14 protein-coding genes and 3 pseudogenes are annotated in these 17,866 nt (G+C 69.0%); 12 read left to right on the top strand and 5 right to left on the bottom strand.

Annotated features, from left to right (window positions below):
* Positions 1 to 10 precede the first annotated feature (10 nt).
* On the bottom strand, positions 11 to 1,021 hold the full coding sequence (gene adhP, locus KIS93_RS56440; protein ID WP_080039338.1) for an alcohol dehydrogenase AdhP: 1,011 nt from the start codon (positions 1,019 to 1,021) through the stop codon (positions 11 to 13).
* Between the two features lie 230 nt (positions 1,022 to 1,251).
* Here adhP and KIS93_RS56435 point away from each other — a divergent pair, with 230 nt between their 5' ends.
* The 4 genes from KIS93_RS56435 to KIS93_RS56420 all read left to right on the top strand — a co-directional run bounded on the left by KIS93_RS56435 (position 1,252) and on the right by KIS93_RS56420 (position 5,506).
* A complete protein-coding gene (locus KIS93_RS56435) occupies positions 1,252 to 1,947 on the top strand; it encodes a CBS domain-containing protein (RefSeq protein ID WP_329607736.1) in 696 nt (231 codons plus the stop codon).
* Positions 1,948 to 2,062: 115 nt separating this feature from the next.
* Positions 2,063 to 3,436, top strand: coding sequence for a cytochrome ubiquinol oxidase subunit I (locus tag KIS93_RS56430; RefSeq protein WP_080039336.1), 1,374 nt, complete (start codon positions 2,063 to 2,065; stop codon positions 3,434 to 3,436).
* Positions 3,437 to 3,448: 12 nt separating this feature from the next.
* Entirely contained in the window at positions 3,449 to 4,480 is a 1,032-nt protein-coding gene (gene cydB / locus KIS93_RS56425; protein WP_080039335.1) for a cytochrome d ubiquinol oxidase subunit II, read from the top strand.
* A 30-nt stretch (positions 4,481 to 4,510) separates the two neighbouring features.
* Positions 4,511 to 5,506 (top strand): Acg family FMN-binding oxidoreductase, encoded by a 996-nt coding sequence (locus KIS93_RS56420; protein WP_080039334.1) that lies wholly within the window; start codon positions 4,511 to 4,513, stop codon positions 5,504 to 5,506.
* 115 nt (positions 5,507 to 5,621) lie between these two features.
* On the opposite strand, the gene KIS93_RS68620 is transcribed toward KIS93_RS56420, so the two are convergent.
* A complete protein-coding gene (locus KIS93_RS68620; RefSeq protein WP_329607768.1) occupies positions 5,622 to 5,864 on the bottom strand; it encodes a pyridoxamine 5'-phosphate oxidase family protein in 243 nt (80 codons plus the stop codon).
* On the opposite strand from KIS93_RS68620, the gene KIS93_RS68615 reads away from it, so the two are divergent.
* Positions 5,851 to 5,997, top strand: coding sequence for a hypothetical protein (locus tag KIS93_RS68615; RefSeq protein ID WP_329607777.1), 147 nt, complete (start codon positions 5,851 to 5,853; stop codon positions 5,995 to 5,997). The two genes, KIS93_RS68620 and KIS93_RS68615, sit on opposite strands and share 14 nt — an antisense overlap.
* On the opposite strand, the pseudogene KIS93_RS68610 reads toward KIS93_RS68615, so the two are convergent.
* A pseudogene (locus KIS93_RS68610) lies at positions 5,962 to 6,045 on the bottom strand (pyridoxamine 5'-phosphate oxidase family protein); the annotation flags it as partial. The gene KIS93_RS68615 and the pseudogene KIS93_RS68610 overlap by 36 nt on opposite strands.
* 97 nt (positions 6,046 to 6,142) lie before the next feature.
* Positions 6,143 to 6,398, bottom strand: a pseudogene (locus KIS93_RS56410) (response regulator transcription factor); the annotation flags it as partial.
* Positions 6,399 to 6,590: 192 nt separating this feature from the next.
* Between KIS93_RS56410 and KIS93_RS56405 the strand changes: the two are divergent.
* The 7 genes and pseudogenes from KIS93_RS56405 (at position 6,591) to KIS93_RS56375 (ending at position 15,535) form a co-directional block, all read left to right on the top strand.
* On the top strand, positions 6,591 to 7,754 hold the full coding sequence (locus KIS93_RS56405; RefSeq protein ID WP_080039333.1) for a globin domain-containing protein: 1,164 nt from the start codon (positions 6,591 to 6,593) through the stop codon (positions 7,752 to 7,754).
* Positions 7,755 to 7,892: 138 nt separating this feature from the next.
* A complete protein-coding gene (locus KIS93_RS56400) occupies positions 7,893 to 11,510 on the top strand; it encodes a nitrate reductase subunit alpha (RefSeq protein WP_080039332.1) in 3,618 nt (1,205 codons plus the stop codon).
* Positions 11,510 to 13,058: pseudogene (gene narH / locus KIS93_RS56395) on the top strand (nitrate reductase subunit beta). Before KIS93_RS56400 ends, narH begins: the two are co-directional and overlap by 1 nt.
* Positions 13,055 to 13,717, top strand: a complete 663-nt coding sequence (gene narJ / locus KIS93_RS56390; RefSeq protein ID WP_080039330.1) for a nitrate reductase molybdenum cofactor assembly chaperone — start codon at positions 13,055 to 13,057, stop codon at positions 13,715 to 13,717. Before narH ends, narJ begins: the two are co-directional and overlap by 4 nt.
* Entirely contained in the window at positions 13,714 to 14,406 is a 693-nt protein-coding gene (narI, locus tag KIS93_RS56385; protein WP_080039329.1) for a respiratory nitrate reductase subunit gamma, read from the top strand. The genes narJ and narI overlap by 4 nt, the downstream gene beginning before the upstream one ends.
* Before the next feature lie 45 nt (positions 14,407 to 14,451).
* The gene (locus KIS93_RS56380) at positions 14,452 to 14,943 is read left to right on the top strand and encodes a hypothetical protein (RefSeq protein ID WP_155127573.1); all 492 of its coding nucleotides are present in this window, start codon (positions 14,452 to 14,454) and stop codon (positions 14,941 to 14,943) included.
* A gap of 37 nt (positions 14,944 to 14,980) precedes the next feature.
* Entirely contained in the window at positions 14,981 to 15,535 is a 555-nt protein-coding gene (locus tag KIS93_RS56375; RefSeq protein WP_080039327.1) for a nitroreductase family protein, read from the top strand.
* A 110-nt stretch (positions 15,536 to 15,645) separates the two neighbouring features.
* On the opposite strand, the gene ltrA is transcribed toward KIS93_RS56375, so the two are convergent.
* On the bottom strand, positions 15,646 to 17,037 hold the full coding sequence (gene ltrA, locus KIS93_RS56370) for a group II intron reverse transcriptase/maturase (protein WP_222108062.1): 1,392 nt from the start codon (positions 17,035 to 17,037) through the stop codon (positions 15,646 to 15,648).
* Between the last annotated feature and the right edge of the window lie 829 nt (positions 17,038 to 17,866).

Below are 17,866 nucleotides of genomic sequence, written 5' to 3'. Positions count from 1 at the left end.
CCGGAGGTGGTCACAGCTCGAAGACGAGGCGGGCGGGCACCGTGCCGGCGAGGACGTCGTCGAAGGACTGGTTGATGTCCTCGATCTTGCGAGTCTCGTAGACGACCTTGGTGCGGCCCTGCGCGTGCAGCCGGAAGACCTCGGCCAGGTCGGCGCGGGTGCCGACGATGGAGCCGATCACGGTGATGCCGCCGAGCACGGTCTGGAAGACGGGCAGGCTCATCGCGTTGTCCTTGGGCAGCGAGACCAGCACCAGGCGGCCGCCGCGCCGCAGCGAGGCGTGGGCCTGCTCCAGCACACGGGGGCTGGCGGCCAGCACGATGGCCACGTCCACCCCGCCCAGCGCCTTGATCTCCTCAACCGGGTCGCCGACGGCGGCGTTGATCGTGTGCGTGGCACCCAGATCCCGGGCCAGCCTCAGCTTCTCCTCCGTGACGTCGACAGCGATGGTCTGCGCGCCGAAGATCTGCGCGTACTGCTGGGCCAGGTGGCCCAGCCCGCCGATGCCGAAGATCGCCGCTCGCTCGGCCGGGCGCAGCCCGGAGACCTTGACGGCCTTGTACGTGGTCACGCCCGCGCAGGTCAGCGGGGCGGCTTCGACGGGAGAGACGCCCTGGGGGACCGGGACCACGTATCCGGCGTGGGCCACGGCGTACTCGGCGTGGCCGCCGTCGAGGGCGTAGCCGGTGTTCTGCTGGGACTCGCACAGGGTCTCGCGGCCGCTGACGCAGTATTCGCAGGTGCCGCAGGCAGAGCCCAGCCACGGGATGGCCACCCGCTGGCCCACCTTGCGGCCGGTCACCGCGGAGCCGATCTTCTCGATGATCCCGACGCCCTCGTGCCCCGGCGTGAAAGGCACGGACGGCTTGACCGGCCAGTCCCCGTGAGCGGCGTGGATGTCGGTGTGGCACAGGCCGCTCGCCTCGATACGAACCAGCACCTGGTACGGCTCTGGCTCGGGGACGGGTAGCTCCTGGATCTCGACGGGCTTGTCGAAACCGGTCACGACAGCAGCGCGCATGCTCTCCACTCTCCTTTGGTCCTGTGCCCACCTTCGCCGACGGGGTGGGCCGGGAATCAGGGCCGAAAGTCCCGCTCCGCATGGTCGTCCGTCACCCATGTCGAAGTCCTGTCGCGGGAAAAGCACCCTGACCAAAGCTCTGGCACGAGGGACTTCCGGCCCTGTAGGCCGGCTTCGGCGCGATGGTGCCATGGCCGGGCAGAGAAGAGGATCCGATGGTGCGGATCAGCGTGAGAGACGTGATGACCACGCACGTGGCCTCGGTGAGACCGGACACGCCGTTCAAGGACGTCGCCGAGTTGCTCGTGCGGCGGGGGGTTAGTGCCGTGCCCGTGCTGGAAGAGGACGGGCGGGTCGCCGGCGTGGTGTCGGAGGCGGATCTGCTGCGTAAGGAGGAGTTCCGGGAGCAGTACTACGGGGAGGACTACCGGCCCCGGCTGCGTGCCCGGTTGCGCCGCAGGCTGGCCGGGCGCGGTGAGGACGGTCAGGAGAAGGCCGGCGCCGCCACGGCGGCCGAGCTGATGTCGGCGCCGGCGGTGACGGTCGGGCCGGACACCTCCACCGTGACGGCCGCCCAGCTCATGGACGAGCACGGCGTCAAGCGCCTGGTCGTGGTGGACGGGGAGGGGCGGCTGATCGGCGTCGTGAGCAGGCGAGACCTGCTCAAGGCGTATGTGCGCGACGACGCGGAGCTCAGGCGCTGGGTCGAGGAGGCCATCCCCGAGCAGGCCCGGTGGAACGACCGCACCGGGATCGTCGTGCAGGTGCAGGACGGCATCGTGACGCTGTCCGGCTACACCTCGACCCGCACCGAGGCGACGGCGGCCGTGCACGTGGCCAAGGGACTCGGCGGTGTCGTCGGCGTCCGCGAGGGCCTCGTGTGGGAACGGGACGACCGGCTCGAGCTGCCGCTGATCTGGGACTGATCTTGAGCTGTGTGTTCACGAACGGGCGTGTCCCGGCGGGGCGTGGGACCAAGGTCCCTCCGGGCAGAGTCGCTCGGCCCTACGCGGCGCAACGACCGTCCTCCAATCTGGCCGCATGGATGTGCTCGATCTCTCGCGCTGGCAGTTCGGTATCACGACCGTCTATCACTTCTTGTTCGTGCCGCTCACGATCGGCTTGTCGATCATTGTGGCCGGCTTGCAGACCGCCTGGTATCGGACGAAGAAGTCTGAGTACCTGCGGCTGACCCGGTTCTGGGGGCGGCTGTTCCTGATCAACTTCGCGATGGGCGTGGTGACGGGGATCGTGCAGGAGTTCCAGTTCGGGATGAACTGGAGCGACTACTCGCGCTTCGTCGGGGACGTGTTCGGGGCGCCGTTGGCCATGGAAGGGCTGATGGCGTTCTTCCTGGAGTCCACGTTCCTCGGGTTGTGGATCTTCGGGTGGGACAACCTGTCGCCCCGGCTGCACCTGGCCACGATCTGGCTCGCCGCCATCGGGACCAATATTTCCGCCTATTTCATCCTTGCGGCAAACTCCTGGATGCAGCACCCCGTCGGCTACCGGATCAACAACGGCCGCGCCGAGCTGACCGACATCTGGGCCGTGCTCACCAACTCCACCACCTTGGTCACCTTCCCGCACGTCATCTTCGGCGCCTTCCTGACCGCCGGGGCGTTCGTGCTGGGCATCAGCGCGTGGTTCCTGCTGCGCAAGCGGGACGTCCCGCTGTTCCGCACGTCGGCGCGGCTGGCTCTGGTGGTCAGCGCGGTGGCGGCGATCGGGGTGTCGATCTCCGGCCACTGGCAGGCCCAGATCATGACCGAGCAGCAGCCGATGAAGATGGCCGCCGCAGAGGCCCTGTGGGAGGACGAGAGCGCGGCCGGGTTCTCGCTGTTCGCCGTCGGCGATGTCGAGAACGGCCGCAACCACATCAACCTGCAGATTCCGTACGGGCTGAGCCTGCTGTCCACTAACACCCTGGACGGCGAGGTCGAGGGCATCAACGACATCCAGGCCCGCTACCAGACGCTCTACGGCCCGGGCGATTACCGGCCGGTCGTCGGCCTGGCGTACTGGTCGTTCCGGCTGATGATCGGCTTCGGCCTGCTGGCGGCGCTGCTCGCCGCCGCCGGGCTCTGGCTCACCCGGCGCGGCCGGCTGCCGGCGAGTCGCTGGGCCTATCGGCTGGCCATCGCCGGGATCGCCATGCCGTTCCTGGCCAACACCATGGGCTGGATCTTCACGGAGATGGGCCGCCAGCCGTGGACCGTCTTCGGCATGATGCGGACCGCCGCGGCCGTCTCGCCCGGCGCGGACGTCGTCTCGGTGGCCATCACCTTGGCCGGCTTCACCCTCGTCTATGCGGTGCTGGCCATCATCGAGGTGCGGCTGCTAATCAAGTTCATCCGCGTCGGGCCACACGAGGAGCCTTCCCCGGAAGCCGCCGTCCCCGCCCTGAGCTACTGAGGGAATCCTGTCATGGAACTGACCACTGTCTGGTTCGTACTGATCGCCGTGCTGTGGACCGGCTACTTCGTCCTGGAAGGCTTTGACTTCGGCGTCGGCATCCTGCTACCGATCCTCGGTCGAAGCGAGGTCGAGCGGCGCACCATCGTCAAGACGATCGGACCGGTGTGGGACGGCAACGAGGTGTGGCTGCTGGTGGCCGGCGGCGCGACGTTCGCCGCGTTCCCCGAGTGGTACGCCACCCTGTTCAGCGGCTTCTACCTACCGCTGTTCCTCATCCTGCTGGCCTTGATCGCGCGCGGGGTGGCGCTGGAGTATCGCAGCAAATCCGACAGCACGCGCGGCTGGGACCGGGCCTTCTTCTGGGGCTCGCTCGGCCCGGCCTTCCTGTGGGGCGTCGCCTTCGCCAACATGGTGCGCGGTGTGCCGCTGGACGCTGACCACGAATACACCGGCACCCTTCTCACCCTGCTCAACCCGTTCGCGCTGCTCGGCGGGCTGGCCACGCTACTGCTGTTCACCCTGCACGGCGCGATCTTCCTGGCCCTGCGCACCACAGGCGAGCTGCGCCTGGGCGCCTCGCGCACGGCCAAGAGCCTGGCCCCGGTGACGATCCTGGTGGTGATGGCGTTCCTGCTGGGCGCAGGTGGTGGCGGCAGGCCGGTCTGGTGGACCGCTGTCGCACTGGTCGCACTCGGCCTGATCGGCGCCCTGGCCGCGACGTTGCGTGGCCGCGACGGGTGGGCTTTCACCGCCAGCGCGCTCGCCGTGGTCGCGGTCGTGGCCGCGCTGTTCTGCGGGTTGTGGCCGAACGTGCTGCCGGCCCTCGACCCGGCCAACAGTCTCACCGTGGTCAACGCCGCCTCCACGCCGTACACGCTGACGGTGATGACCTGGGTGGCTGCCATCTTCACCCCTGTGGTGTTGGCCTACCAGGCCTGGACCTACTGGGTCTTCCGCCGTCGCCTCACCGGACCGTCTGACGTGCCCGTTGGTCCGCCGGACGTGGGACTTTCGTCCCTGACCCCGGCTGATGGACGGTGATGTGCTGGATCCAGTAGGAGGTGGATCGCCATGAGCACCCGTACGACACAGGACCTCGCCATCCATACGGCGCTGGAGGCCGCCACCTGGGCGCCGTCGGTGCACAACACCCAGCCGTGGATGTTCGCCGTCTGCGGCGAGGAGATCAGCGTGCGCGCGGACGCGGACAGGAAGCTGCGTTTCAGTGACCCCGATGGCCGGCAGCAGCTGATCAGTTGTGGGGCCGCGTTGTTCAACCTCACCACGGCGCTGCGCTGCCACGGGTACGAGCCCGTGGTGCGGGTGCTGCCTGACCCGGATCGGCCTGTGCTGCTGGCTACGGTGCGGCTGGGCGAGGGCAGCACTCCTGATGAGCACACGCGGATGCTGAACGCCGAGATCGAGCATCGCCGGACCCACCGGGCGGGCTTCACCGATCTGCCGGTCCCAGATCGGCTGGTGGAGACGCTGGTCCAGCAGGCGGCCGCCGAAGGAGCCCGGATGACGCCGGTGCGCGCGCCGGAGGCCGTACGGGTCGTCGCCGCGCTGACCGAGGCCGCCCAGAACGTGCAGTCGCAGGACCGGCTTCTCAGTCTTGAGGTCATCCGCTGGGCTCGCCCACTCGGCAGCGCCCGCACCGACGGCGTGCCTGCCGACGCCTACCCCGCCGAACCCGCTCAAACGGAACCGCGATTCGCGCAGCGGGACTACGCCTGGCGGCACCACTGGGGCACGACGGCGGACCAGCAGGCGTCGACCTCCACCGGAGTCGTGGCCCTGCTCACCACCCCCGGCGACAGCCGCCAGGCATGGATCGCCGCCGGACAGGCCCTGCAGCGGGTCCTACTGCACGCCGGCGCCTACGGAGTGAGCGCCGCCTTCCACACCCAGGCCCTGGAAATGCACCATCTGCGGGAGTTCCTGCGCCAGGAGCTCTGCTCCGGCGAGTACCCGCAGATGATCATGCGGCTCGGCGTCACGTTCGACGAGAAAGGCGCGGTCCGCCGCCCGCTGTTCGACGTTGTCGAGTCAGCTTCTTGGCCGTGACCGACCGAGCTTGCAGCTCGTCGCCGTCAGTCGCCGAAGAAGGACTCCGCCCTCGAGCGACGCGCCGGCCGACCCTATGAAGATCTCGCCCGAGTACGAAGCGGCGCTCGAACGGTCAGGCGGAGCGGGTCTCTGTGATCCGGCGGCCGGACATCTGCTCGGCGTCGACCACGATGTAGTGATCCCGGCTTCCCGGTGCCCACGGGGACAGGGGAAGCTCGGTGAGCCGGACGATTTCAGCGGGATCGGTGACGGCGCGCGCATGCCCGACCGCCGTGACCGACCAGCCCGTGCGCATCCCGGGGTCGAACTCGTCGGCCTCGAACGCCACTATCGCGCGCCGGGTGGCGGCGGCCAGCTTCGACCCGATGGAGGTGCGGATGACGATGCTCTCGCCCGCCGTCGAGGCAGAAGTTGACCGGTTGCACGGCGGGCAGGGCGCGATCGGTGAAGACGATCCGCCCGATCGGCGTGGACGCGAGCAGGTGTAGACACTCCTCTCGGGAGAGCACCTGGAGTCCGGACGAATCGAGTTGCATACCTCTCAGCATCTCACTGTGGCGTTAGCGGGCATTAGGGACGAAAGTCCCATCAATCTCGCTGATCAGCCCGCAGACGGGCGGCCAGCGCGGCGGCCGCCTGGTCGCGCAGCCGCTGCAGCATGGCGGCGGTGGTCTTCGGGTCGAGCAGGGACTGCCCGGAGGCGCCGGTGCCGTCCGGCAGTCGTACGTCGAGCACCGCGACGTCCGGGCGCAGCGCCGGGATGCGGGCGATGGCCGACTCCGCGGTTCCGGCCTCACCGATCACCTCGATGTCGTCCTCGGACTCCAGGAGGGCGGCCACGCCTCGCCGGACCACCTCGGTGATCGTCGAGGAGAAACACGCGAGTCATGTCTTCGACGCTATCTCGTCGCCACCGCGTGCCATAGGGACGAAAGTCCTCAATCGAGCTTCCCGATTCGGGACTTTCGGTCCTGCAAGCGCGGACGTTTGCCCAGATGAAGCGCCTGCTCCGGTCCTTAGTCTGATTCGTGGCCCGCCAAGTCTCTCGGGCCTCATGTCCCCCATCTGCCCGGAGGTTTCCATGTTGTCCGCGGATTCAGCCGCGATCGTCCGTGCCACGCTGCCGGTCGTCGGCGCCTCGCTCGACGCCATCACCGCGCGGTTCTACGAGACGATGTTCGCCGAACGGCCGGAGTTGCTGGACGGCCTGTTCAACCGCGGCAACCAGGCCAACGGCGAGCAGCGCAGGGCACTGGCCGGTTCCATCGCGTCATTCGCCACCATGCTCCTGGAGCACCCCGACGAGCGGCCCGATCACCTGCTCGCCCGCATCGCCCACAAGCACACGGCCGTCGGCGTCACCGACGACCAGTACGTGATCGTGCACAAGTACCTGTTCGGCGCCATCGCCGAGGTGCTGGGAGAGGCCGTCACTCCCGAGGTCGCCGCGGCATGGGACGAGGTGTACTGGCTGATGGCCGGCGCGCTGATCGCGATGGAGGCCCGCATCTACGCCGAGGCCGGTGCGCACAACGGCGCCACGTGGCGGCAGTGGCGGGTCGTCGCCCGCAGGGACGAGACCCCGGACGCGGTGTCGTTCCTGCTTCGCCCGGCGGACGACGGCCCAGTGCCGCCAGCCCGCCCGGGCCAGTACGTCAGCGTCCGGGTCCGCATGCCCGACGGCGTGCACCAACTGCGTCAGTACACCCTGTCCAGCGTGGGCGATCTGCGCAGGATCACGGTCAAGTGTGTGGACGGCGACCCTGCCGGTGAGGTGTCCACGCTGCTGCACACCACCGTGCGGGCGGGCGACGAGCTGACCCTGTCGGCGCCCTTCGGCGACGTGACGCTGGAGGACGGAAACGCGCCGCTCGTGCTCGTCTCTGCGGGCATCGGCTGCACGCCCATCGTGGCGATGCTCGACCACCTGGCCGCCACCGGCTCGCGCCGCCGTGTCCTGGTGCTGCACGCCGACCGCTCGCGGGCCGAGCACGCGCTGCGCGAGGACACGCTGCGGCTGGCCGCCGAGCGGATCTTCTGGTACGAGACCGGCGCGGCCGCCCCCGACCGCGAGGGCCTGATGGACCTGGACGGCGTCGACATTCCTGCCGGTGCGGTGGCCTACCTGTGTGGTCCGGTGCCGTTCATGCGTGACATACGCGGCCAGTTGCTGAAGGCGGGGGTGGCGGCTCGCGACATCCACTACGAGGTCTTCGGCCCCGACCTCTGGCTGGCCGCCGACTGATCGCGGGCCTATCGGGCCCGCGACAAGGGACTTTGGTCCCTGCCGAGACCGGGCGGGAAAGCCCGAGCCTGGAGCCATGTCCGCTGTGACCGCTGTGGCAAGGAAGATGTTGTGACTGATATCGACGCGATCCCCGGCATGGGGCCATTGCTCGCCGCCCGTACGTTCTTCACCACGTCCGAGGTGTCGGCCGACGGTCGCACCCTGCACCAGATCGATCCGAGTGGCTGGGATCGTTTCTACCGGGATCGGTGGGCGCACGACAAGGTGGTGCGCTCAACGCACGGGGTGAACTGCACGGGCTCGTGCTCGTGGCAGGTGTTCGTCAAGGACGGGCTGATCACGTGGGAGCACCAGGCGACCGACTACCCGTCGGTGGGGCCGGAGTCGCCGGAGTACGAGCCGCGCGGCTGCCCCCGTGGCGCGTCGTTCTCCTGGTACACCTATTCGCCGTCGCGGGTGCGCTACCCGTACGTGCGGGGCGTGCTGCTGGAGATGTGGCGCGAGGCCAAGGCCAGGTTGGGCGATCCCGTGCTGGCGTGGGCGGAGCTGACCGGTGACCCGGAGCGGGCGCGGGTGTACAAGCGGGCTCGCGGCAAGGGCGGCTTCGTCCGCTCCGATTGGGACGAGGTCCTGGAGCTGATGGCCGCCGCGCACGTGCACACGATCAAGCAGTACGGCCCGGACCGGGTGGTGGGGTTCTCGCCGATCCCGGCCATGTCGATGGCGTCGTTCGCGGCCGGGACCCGGTTCCTGTCGATGATCGGCGGCACGCTGCTGTCGTTCTACGACTGGTACGCCGACCTGCCGATCGCCTCCCCGCAGGTGTGGGGCGACCAGACGGACGTGCCCGAGGCCGCCGACTGGTGGAACTCCCGCTATCTGATCATGTGGGGCTCCAACATCCCGGTCACCCGCACGCCGGACGCCCACTTCATGACCGAGGCCCGCTACCAGGGCACCAAGGTCGTCGCGGTCAGCCCCGACTACGCCGACAACGTCAAGTTCGCCGACGACTGGCTGGCGCCGCACCCGGGTACGGACGGCGCGCTGGCCATGGCGATGGGCCACGTGACGCTGACCGAGTTCTTCCGCGACCGCCAGGTCCCTTACTTCACCGACTACGTCCGCAAATACACCGACCTGCCGTTCCTGGTGACGCTGGAGCAGCGCGGCGACGCGTACGTGCCGCGCCGCTTCCTGACCGCCGCCGACCTCGGCGAGGAGAGCGAGAACGCGGAGTTCAAGACCGTCTTCCTGGACGAGCAGACGGGTGAGCCGGAAGTGCCGAACGGCTCGCTCGGCTTCCGCTGGGGACAGGAGGGCGAGGGCCGCTGGAACCTCGATCTGCACGGCGCGACCCCCGCGCTGACCCTGCTCGGCGGGCACCGGGCGGTCGAGGTCGACCTGCCGCGCTTCGATGAAGGCGTCACCGAGGGCGGCTCCGTCATGCGACGCGGCGTGCCGGTCACCGAGGTGGCCGGCAAGCTCGTCACCACGGTCTTCGACCTGCTCATGGCCCAGTACGGCGTGGCCCGCGATCTGCCGGGGGAGTGGCCGGAGTCGTACCTGGACGCGAGCCAGCCGTACACCCCCGCGTGGGCGGAGGAGATCACCTCAGTGCCCGCCGCGACGATCGCCAGGATCGCACGCGAGTTCGCCCGCAACGCCGAGCGCACCCAGGGCAAGTCGATGATCGCGATGGGCGCGGGCACCAACCACTGGTTCCACTCCGACCAGATCTACCGCTCCTTCCTGACGCTGGTGCTGCTGACCGGCTGCCAGGGCGTCAACGGCGGCGGCTGGGCGCACTACGTGGGCCAGGAGAAGGTGCGCCCGATCACCGGCTTCCAGCATCTGGCGTTCGCCTTCGACTGGCAGCGGCCGACCCGGCACATGGCAGGGACCGCGTTCTGGTACCTGGCCACCGACCAGTGGCGTTACGAGCAGTTCGGGGCGGGCGAACTCGCCAGCCCGCTCGGCTCCGGCGCTTTCGACGGCAAGTCGTTCGCCGACTGCAACGCCCAGGCCGCGAGGCTCGGCTGGCTGCCCTCGCACCCCACCTTCAACCGCAACCCGCTCACCCTCGCTGACGAGGCCGACTGGGCCGGCATCCCGGTGGCCGAGCACGTCGTGAACGAGCTGAAGTCCGGGAATCTCCGCTTCGCCGCCGAGGACCCGGGCGACCCCGCCAACTTCCCGCGCGTGCTGACCGTGTGGCGGGCCAACCTGCTCGGCTCCTCCGGCAAGGGCAACGAGTACTTCCTGCGCCACCTGCTCGGCACCGACGCCGAAACCCGTAACCAGGAAGGGCTGCACCCGGCCGAGGTGACCTGGCGCGAGGAGGCCACCAAGGGCAAGCTCGACCTGCTCACCGCGATCGACTTCCGTATGACGTCCACGGCGCTGTTCTCCGACGTCGTGCTCCCGGCCGCCACCTGGTACGAGAAGCACGACCTGTCGAGCACCGACATGCACCCGTTCGTGCACGCCTTCAACCCGGCCATCGCCCCGCCCTGGCAGACCCGCAGCGACTACGACGCCTTCCTCACCCTCGCCGACCGCTTCTCCGAGCTGGCCGCCAATCACCTGGGCAAACGCACCGACGTGCTGGCCGTCCCGCTCACCCACGACACCCCCGACGAGCTCGCCCAGCCGGGCGGCCGGGTACGCGACTGGAAACACGGCGAATGCGAGCCCGTACCCGGCAGAACCATGCCGAAGATCATCACGATCGAGCGCGACTACGCCGCCGTCGGCGAGCGCATGCGCTCCATCGGGCCGCTCTTCGCCGAGTTGGGGCTGACGACCAAAGCCGTGACCTACCGGGTCGGCCCGGAGCTCGACTACCTGGCCGGCAAGAACGGCACCACCGGCGAAGGACGCGTCTCGCTGGCCACGGCCGACCGGATGTGCGAGGCCATCCTCGCGCTGTCGGGCACCACCAACGGCCGCCTGGCCACCCAGGGGTTCGAGAGCCTGGAGCGCCGCACCGGCACGAAGCTGGCCGACCTGGCCGCCGAGCACGAGGGCAAGCGCATCACGTTCGCCGACACGCAATCCAGGCCGCAACCGGTGATCACCTCGCCCGAATGGTCCGGATCGGAGACCGGCGGGCGCCGCTACTCCGCCTTCGTCATCAACGTCGAGCGGGACAAGCCCTGGCACACGCTGACCGGCCGCCAGCAGTTCTTCCTCGACCACGACTGGATCATCGAGCTGGGCGAGCAGCTGCCCGCCTACCGGCCGCCGCTCAACATGCGCCGCCACTACGGCGAGCAGGGCGACGGGGATGCGGCCGAGGTCACCGTGCGCTACTTGACCCCGCATTCGAAGTGGTCGATCCATTCCGAATACCAGGACAACGCCTACATGCTGGCCCTGTCGCGCGGCGGCCCCGACATCTGGATGAGCGTTGAGGACGCCGCCAGGATCGGTGTCGCCGACAACGACTGGATCGAGGCCTACAACCGCAACGGCGTGGTCGTGGCCCGGGCGATCGTCTCGCACCGCATGCCCGCCGGGACCGTGTACATGTACCACGCGAAAGACCGCAACGTGAACGTGCCGCTCACCGAGAAGTCGGGACGGCGCGGCGGCGTCCACAACTCCCTCACCCGGCTGCTGCTCAAGCCCAGCCACCTCATCGGCGGGTACGCGCAGTTCACCTACGCCTTCAACTACTACGGCCCGACCGGCAACCAGCGTGACGAGGTCACGGTGATCCGCCGCCGCGCCCAGGAGGTGACCTACTGATGCGCGTCATGGCACAGGTCGCCATGGTGATGAACCTGGACAAGTGCATTGGCTGCCACACCTGCTCCGTCACGTGCAAGCAGACGTGGACCAACCGGGACGGCGTCGAGTACGTCTGGTTCAACAACGTCGAGACCAAGCCCGGCGTCGGCTACCCCAAACGCTACGAGGACCAGGAACGCTGGCATGGCGGCTGGGAACTCGACCGGCGCGGCCGGCTCAAGCTCCGCGCCGGCGGCCGGGTCAAGCGGCTGCTCAACCTGTTCGCCAATCCGGATCTGCCGGACATGGACGACTACTACGAGCCGGCCACCTACGACTACGACACCCTCATCAACGCTCCCGCAAGCCCGCACACCCCCGTCATCCGCCCCAAGTCGGCCATCACCGGCCAGGACATGGCCATCACCTGGGGCGCGAACTGGGAGGACGACCTCGGCGGCGCCCCGAGCACGCCCCGCCGACCCCAACCTCGCGGCCATGGCCGAGAAGGTGAAGATGGAGTTCGACAAGACCTTCATGTTCCACCTGCCGCGCATTTGCGAGCACTGTCTCAACCCCGCCTGCGTGGCCGCCTGCCCGTCCGGCGCGATGTACAAGCGCGAAGAGGACGGCATCGTCCTGGTCGACCAGAACCGCTGCCGCGGCTGGCGCATGTGCGTCTCCTCCTGCCCATACAAGAAGGTGTACGTCAACCACAAGACCGGCAAGGCCGAAAAATGCACCTTCTGCTTCCCCCGCATCGAGGCGGGACAGCCCACCGTGTGCGCCGAGACCTGCGTCGGGCGACTGCGCTACATCGGCCTCATCCTGTACGACGCCGACGCCGTCCTCGACGCGGCCCGTGTCGCTGACCCGCGAGACCTGCTGGAGGCCCAGCGCAAGGTTTTCCTCGACCCCGAAGACCCCGAGGTGGCCGCGGCCGCCCGCGCGAGCGGCATCAGCGAGGACTGGATCCAGGCCGCCCGGCGCTCGCCTATCTACCGGCTGGCCATGCGCTACCGGGTGGCGCTGCCGCTGCACCCGGAATACCGCACGCTGCCCATGGTCTGGTACATCCCGCCGCTGTCGCCCGTGCTCGACGCCGTCACCGGCGTCGGAGCCGACGCCGACGACCCCGACAACGTCTTCCACGCCATCACCGACCTGCGCATCCCCCTCGAATACCTGGCGAGCTTGTTCTCGGCCGGCGACACCGAGGTCGTGGCCGGGGTGCTGATGAAGCTGTCGGCCATGCGCGCGTACATGCGCGCCCGCACCATCGACGGCACCGTCGCCTCGGACCTGCTGGAGGCGGTCGGGATGACGGCGGCCGACATCGAGGAGATGTACCGTCTGCTGGCCATCGCCAAGTACGACGACCGCTACGTCGTGCCCGCCGCCCACCGCGAGGACGCCGCAGCCCTGTCCGCCCAGGCGGACGGATGCAGCCTCGACGGCGACGGCGGCCCCGGCATGAGCGAGTTCCACCCGACCGGCCTCACCGGCCGGCGCACCGACGGCCGCCTGGGCCTGAAGCTCTTTGTCGGGAAGGGATCGGCGTCATGAAACTGCTCACCCGCAAGGAAGCCGTCACCGACCGGCCCCAGGACCGGGCGGCGCTGCTCCGGCTGGTCTCGCTCCTGCTCCAGTACCCGGACGCCGAACTGATCGCCGCCCGTGCCGAGCTCGACCGGGCCGTCGCCGCACTGCCCGACACGCGTCCGCGCCAGGCGCTGGAGCAGTTCCTGCGGTGGTTCCGCGACCGGGAGCCCATGGGGCTGGCCCGCCATTACGTCGAGACCTTCGACCTGCGCCGCAAGTCCAGCCTCTACCTCACCTACTACCTGCACGGCGACACCCGCCGCCGTGGCATAGCCCTGCTCACCCTCAAACAGCGCTATCGAGTGGCCGGGCTGACCCCGCCCGAAGGCGAACTACCCGACTTCCTGCCCGTGGTCTGCGAGTTCGCCGCCCTGGCAGGCCCTGCCACGGGCGAGGCGCCGCTGCGCCAGCACCGCAAGGGCCTGGAGCTCATCCGGACCGCGCTGCACGACAGTGGCTCCCCGTATGCGCTCGTCCTCGACGCCCTCTGCGCGGAGCTGCCCGATCTAACGGCGGCCGAGCGGGCTTCCGTCGCCGACCTTGCCCTGGCCGGGCCACCCGCCGAGGAAGTCGGGCTGGCCCCGTTCGGACCGCTGATGAACGAGATGGAGGTGCGGCCGTGAGCGTCGCGCTCTGGGTCGTCGTCCCCTACATCGCTCTGACGATCTTCGTCGTGGGGCATGTCTGGCGCTGGCGGGTGGACCAGTTCGGCTGGACCACCCGCACCACGCAGGTGCTGGAGAGCCGGCTCCTGCGGCTCGGCTCGCCGCTGTTCCACCTCGGCGCGTTCGCCGCCATCGGCGGCCACGTACTCGGCCTGCTCGTCCCCAAGTCCTGGACCGCCGCCGTCGGCGTCGACGAGGACCTCTACCACCTGGTGTCGGTCAGCGCCGGAACCGTGGCCGGGCTCATGGTGATCGCGGGCCTGGCGCTGCTGCTCGCGCGCCGCTTCACCAGCCCGCGGGTGCGCCGCACCACCACCCGAGCCGACAAGGTCCTGTTCGTCGTCCTGGCGGTGGTGATCCTGCTCGGCATGACCGCGACCGTAGGGAAGAACCTGCTCGGCGGCGGCTACGACTACCGCGCCACCATCGCCGTCTGGTTCCGCGGCGTGCTCACCTTCCGCCCCGACCCGAACCTGATGGCCGACGTGCCGCTGATCTTCCAGCTGCACGCGCTGTCAGCCTGGCTGCTCGCCGCGATCTGGCCGTTCACCAGACTCGTCCACGTCTGGTCGGCGCCCATCGCCTACCTGTGGCGGCCTTACATCGTCTACCGGCGGCGCACCCCGCTCAGGGGAGAGGCTCGATGACCATCCGCGGCCGAGGCCCGATGCCGCATCACGAAGGAGTACGACATGAGCGTTGTTCGAACGACAGCGATGGCCCTGCTGGGCGCCGCCGGTGCGGCGATGATGGTGGCAGGACCGGTCATGGTCGCGCTGGGGGTCAAGGCGCGCGCCGAGATCAAGACGGAACTGCGCGGGCAGGCGATCAGCTTCCCTGGCAAAGGGCTACCCGATGACCTCGCCGCCCACCAGGGCCGGGCGGTTGTGACAGGCTCACAAGCCCGCGCCTTCGCCCAAGTGATCGGGAACAACGTGCTGATGGCGACGGGCGGCCGGTCGTACGGCGAGATCAGCGCCGAGCTGCACGCCGCAGGCGGCGACGACGAGAAGCTGGAAGTGCTGCGGCAGACCGCCTTCACCGGCCAGATGCTGCGCGCCTCCCTGCTGAACGCCTACCAGGCCTGGCAGATCACCACCCTGGTCATCGGCCTGGGCACACTGCTGACCATCACCGGCGCCGCCCTGCTCGCCGCGAGCACCACGCTCGCCCTCGCCTCGTGACGATGCGCCTCTTGGGCCACCGAAAGTGAAGCGCACGATGGTCAAGCCTTTCGCCACTCCCTCCGGCGTACGCCGGATCGTCGAGGCCGCGGTCGCCGCGCCCTCCGTGCACAACACCCAGCCGTGGCTGTTCTACCACCTGAAGGACAGCATGACCGTGTACGCCGACCTCCGCCGGCAACTGCGCGTCGCCGATCCCCTCGGGCGCTGCCTCGCCATGAGCTGCGGAGCGGCGCTGTTCAACATGAGGCTGGCCATCCGAATGACCGGATATGAGGCTCGTGTCCTGCCGTTGCCCGCCCCGCGCGGCGCGCCCGACCTCCTCGCCGTCGTGCGTACCGTCCCAGGGGAACCACCGCCACCGAACGAGCAGCGGCTGCATGCCGTGATCCCGCGCCGTCGCACCAATCGCTTCCCGTTCGACGGCCGCTCTCTGCCGCAGGAGACCGTCGTCGCCCTGGTCGCCGCGGCCCGCGAAGAAGGCGCCACCCTCGTCATGCTGAACGGCCGGGCGACACGCAAGATCCTCGACATGGTCGCCACCGCAGACCAAGCACTCTCCCGCGACGAGGCCTACCGCCGAGAGCTGTAAGGTCGGCCCGGAGCGCGGTGCCGGTCTTGCGACCGGTCCGTTTCTCCGGACCGCCTTCCGAACCCGGCGTACCCGTCTCCGAGTACCGGGCTCTCCACGGATGCTGCCGTCTAACGGGCTGGTTGAACCCACGGGCTGGGAATTCTGGCGCCGCGATAGCGATACCGGGTGACCGGGATCTTCTCGATGCCGCGCCAGGTAACCCCGTTCGCCGAGAACGGCAGCCACCGCCCGGTGGGGGTGGTGTGCCGTCGGCGAAACTCCTTCCAGCTCCAGCGATGCCGCTGGCGCAGCAACCGGGCCAGCCTCCACCAGGTGAAGGCATCCAGGCTGGCGAACACGCGCTTGGCGATCGCATGCTGAAAGTAGAACGCCCATCCGCCCATGACCCGGTTCAGCTGGGCCAGCAGGGCAGCCAGGTTCAACGGTGAGGTCTTGCGGGTCAGCGCACGAATCTTCGCCTTCAGCCGCCGGACCGGATCCTTGGCGATGAAGGTGTAGACGTGCCAGGTGTTCGTGCCTCGCTTGCGGCGCCACTGGATGTGAAACCCCAGGAAGTCGAACCCTTCACTCATGTGCACGACCTGGGTCTTGGCCGCAGACAGCCGTAACCCCATCGGGGCCAGCACCTGAGCGATCTGTTCATGCAACTCGCGGACATGCTCTTCGGAGCCGTTGACCAGGACGACGAAGTCGTCCGCGTAGCGGACGATCCGCCAGGTCGCGGCCCCTTTGGCGCGCAGAGTGGCCCTCCGTTTCGGGGAGGAGAACGCCCCGCCCGGCCGCCACGGCCCGTGCAGATGCTCATCGAGCACCGACAGCGCGATATTAGCCAGCAACGGAGAGATGATGCCGCCCTGCGGCGTCCCGACAGGCGTGTCCTGGCGTTCACCGAGTTCGGTCATGATCCCGGCCTTGAGGAACGCCTTGATCAGAGCCAGGACCTTCTTGTCCTTGATCCGGTTGCGGACGCGGTCCATCAGCGCGGCGTGATCGATCTCGTCGAAACACGCCGCGATGTCCGCATCCAGCACCCACCGATACCCGTGAGTGCCATAGAAGTGGATCTCGGCAATCGCATCCTGCGCTCGTCGCCGGGGCCGAAACCCGTAAGAGACCGGCTGGAAGTCGGCCTCGAAGATAGGCTCCAGCACCAGTTTGAGCGCCGCCTGGACGACCCGGTCAGCGATCACGGGAATGCCTAACCGCCGCACCTTCCCGGCTCCGCCCGGCTTGGGAATCAATCTCTCCCGCACCGGCAACGGTCGGAACGCACCCGTCCTGAGCTGAGTGCGCAGCTCGTCCAGGAAGCCCGGGATGCCAATCCGCTCTTCGACATCGGCGGCGGTTACGCCGTCCACGCCCGCGGTCCGGCCGCCCCGGTTGCCCGCTACCCGGTCGAACGCCATCAGCAGCGTCGCCGGGTCATGCACAAAGTTGAACAATTCCTCGAACCGGCGGCCAGGATCGGCCGCCGCCCAACGGTGAAGCTTGGCCTGCATCTCCGATACCCGCCGAGCAGGCCCCGCAGGGATTTGCTCTGGCCAGGCGCTCTCATTCGGGAGCGCGTCTTTCGGCATTACAGTCTCCAGGTCTTCTCGCTTCCGCTGCCGCCCTTGGCCATGTGACCGGCTTTCCCGGCCTCCGACTACTACGGCGGCTCCGCCCCACCCGGCCCGTTCGGCGGTCGATGCGCCTATCCCCGCTGGTGACCTGGCCGGCCACCGTTTCGGGGAGGCGAGTCCGGATGGTTCCCGTGTTCGCTGTGATCCGCTCGGCGAAGGAGGAGCCCGCCTATATCCCTGCGGCATCGCCATGAGTACGCCGTGGGCCTTCCTCATGGCCTCCCCGGACGGCAGAGACAAACCCTCCCAGGAGTTCCCCGGACCACCACATCGGTGGCGGGTGCGCACCGCTCCCGGCCCCTATCCACCAGGTTCGAGCCGGTCTCGCGTTGAGGGATGTAATGACGACGGTTCCTCGCGTACTCCTTTCCGCCTTGCTCACCGAACCCGCACCATCTGGCAGTACTGGCACGTCCCGGCTTCGTCAGGGCCGCTTGCCGCCCTCCCCGGCATCACCCGGACCAGGCTGCCCTCAGCTTCACCGCCCTGCCACGACAGGACGGACGACGAAGGTCTTCCACCTTCGTACGGATCAGCAACGCCTCACGGCGCACGTCCCCCTGGACGAAAGACGGCCCCCGCACGGACGGCGTACCGCGCCACGCCTTCGGCCCTCGCCCCGGCGACACCGAGCTACCCTTGCGCGACTTCGGTCTCGGGGCAGGCCGGGAGGTGGCCAGGTTCGAAAGGGACCCGCAGCTCGCCG

Origin of the sequence: [Actinomadura] parvosata subsp. kistnae (assembly GCF_900323885.1) — a bacterium.
Classification (GTDB): domain Bacteria; phylum Actinomycetota; class Actinomycetes; order Streptosporangiales; family Streptosporangiaceae; genus Nonomuraea; species Nonomuraea composti.
This window is presented reverse-complemented; position numbering and strand designations above follow the sequence as displayed.

Excerpts from the sequence above, each read along its gene's own strand:
- KIS93_RS56430 (WP_080039336.1), top strand. The coding sequence starts at position 2,063 with ATGGATGTGCTCGATCTCTCGCGCTGGCAGTTCGGTATCACGACCGTC.
- adhP (WP_080039338.1), bottom strand. The coding sequence starts at position 1,021 with ATGCGCGCTGCTGTCGTGACCGGTTTCGACAAGCCCGTCGAGATCCAG.
- narJ (WP_080039330.1), top strand. The coding sequence starts at position 13,055 with ATGAAACTGCTCACCCGCAAGGAAGCCGTCACCGACCGGCCCCAGGAC.
- cydB (WP_080039335.1), top strand. The coding sequence starts at position 3,449 with ATGGAACTGACCACTGTCTGGTTCGTACTGATCGCCGTGCTGTGGACC.
- KIS93_RS56380 (WP_155127573.1), top strand. The coding sequence starts at position 14,452 with ATGAGCGTTGTTCGAACGACAGCGATGGCCCTGCTGGGCGCCGCCGGT.
- ltrA (WP_222108062.1), bottom strand. The coding sequence starts at position 17,037 with ATGCAGGCCAAGCTTCACCGTTGGGCGGCGGCCGATCCTGGCCGCCGG.
- KIS93_RS56375 (WP_080039327.1), top strand. The coding sequence starts at position 14,981 with ATGGTCAAGCCTTTCGCCACTCCCTCCGGCGTACGCCGGATCGTCGAG.
- KIS93_RS56420 (WP_080039334.1), top strand. The coding sequence starts at position 4,511 with ATGAGCACCCGTACGACACAGGACCTCGCCATCCATACGGCGCTGGAG.
- KIS93_RS56405 (WP_080039333.1), top strand. The coding sequence starts at position 6,591 with ATGTTGTCCGCGGATTCAGCCGCGATCGTCCGTGCCACGCTGCCGGTC.
- KIS93_RS56400 (WP_080039332.1), top strand. The coding sequence starts at position 7,893 with ATGGGGCCATTGCTCGCCGCCCGTACGTTCTTCACCACGTCCGAGGTG.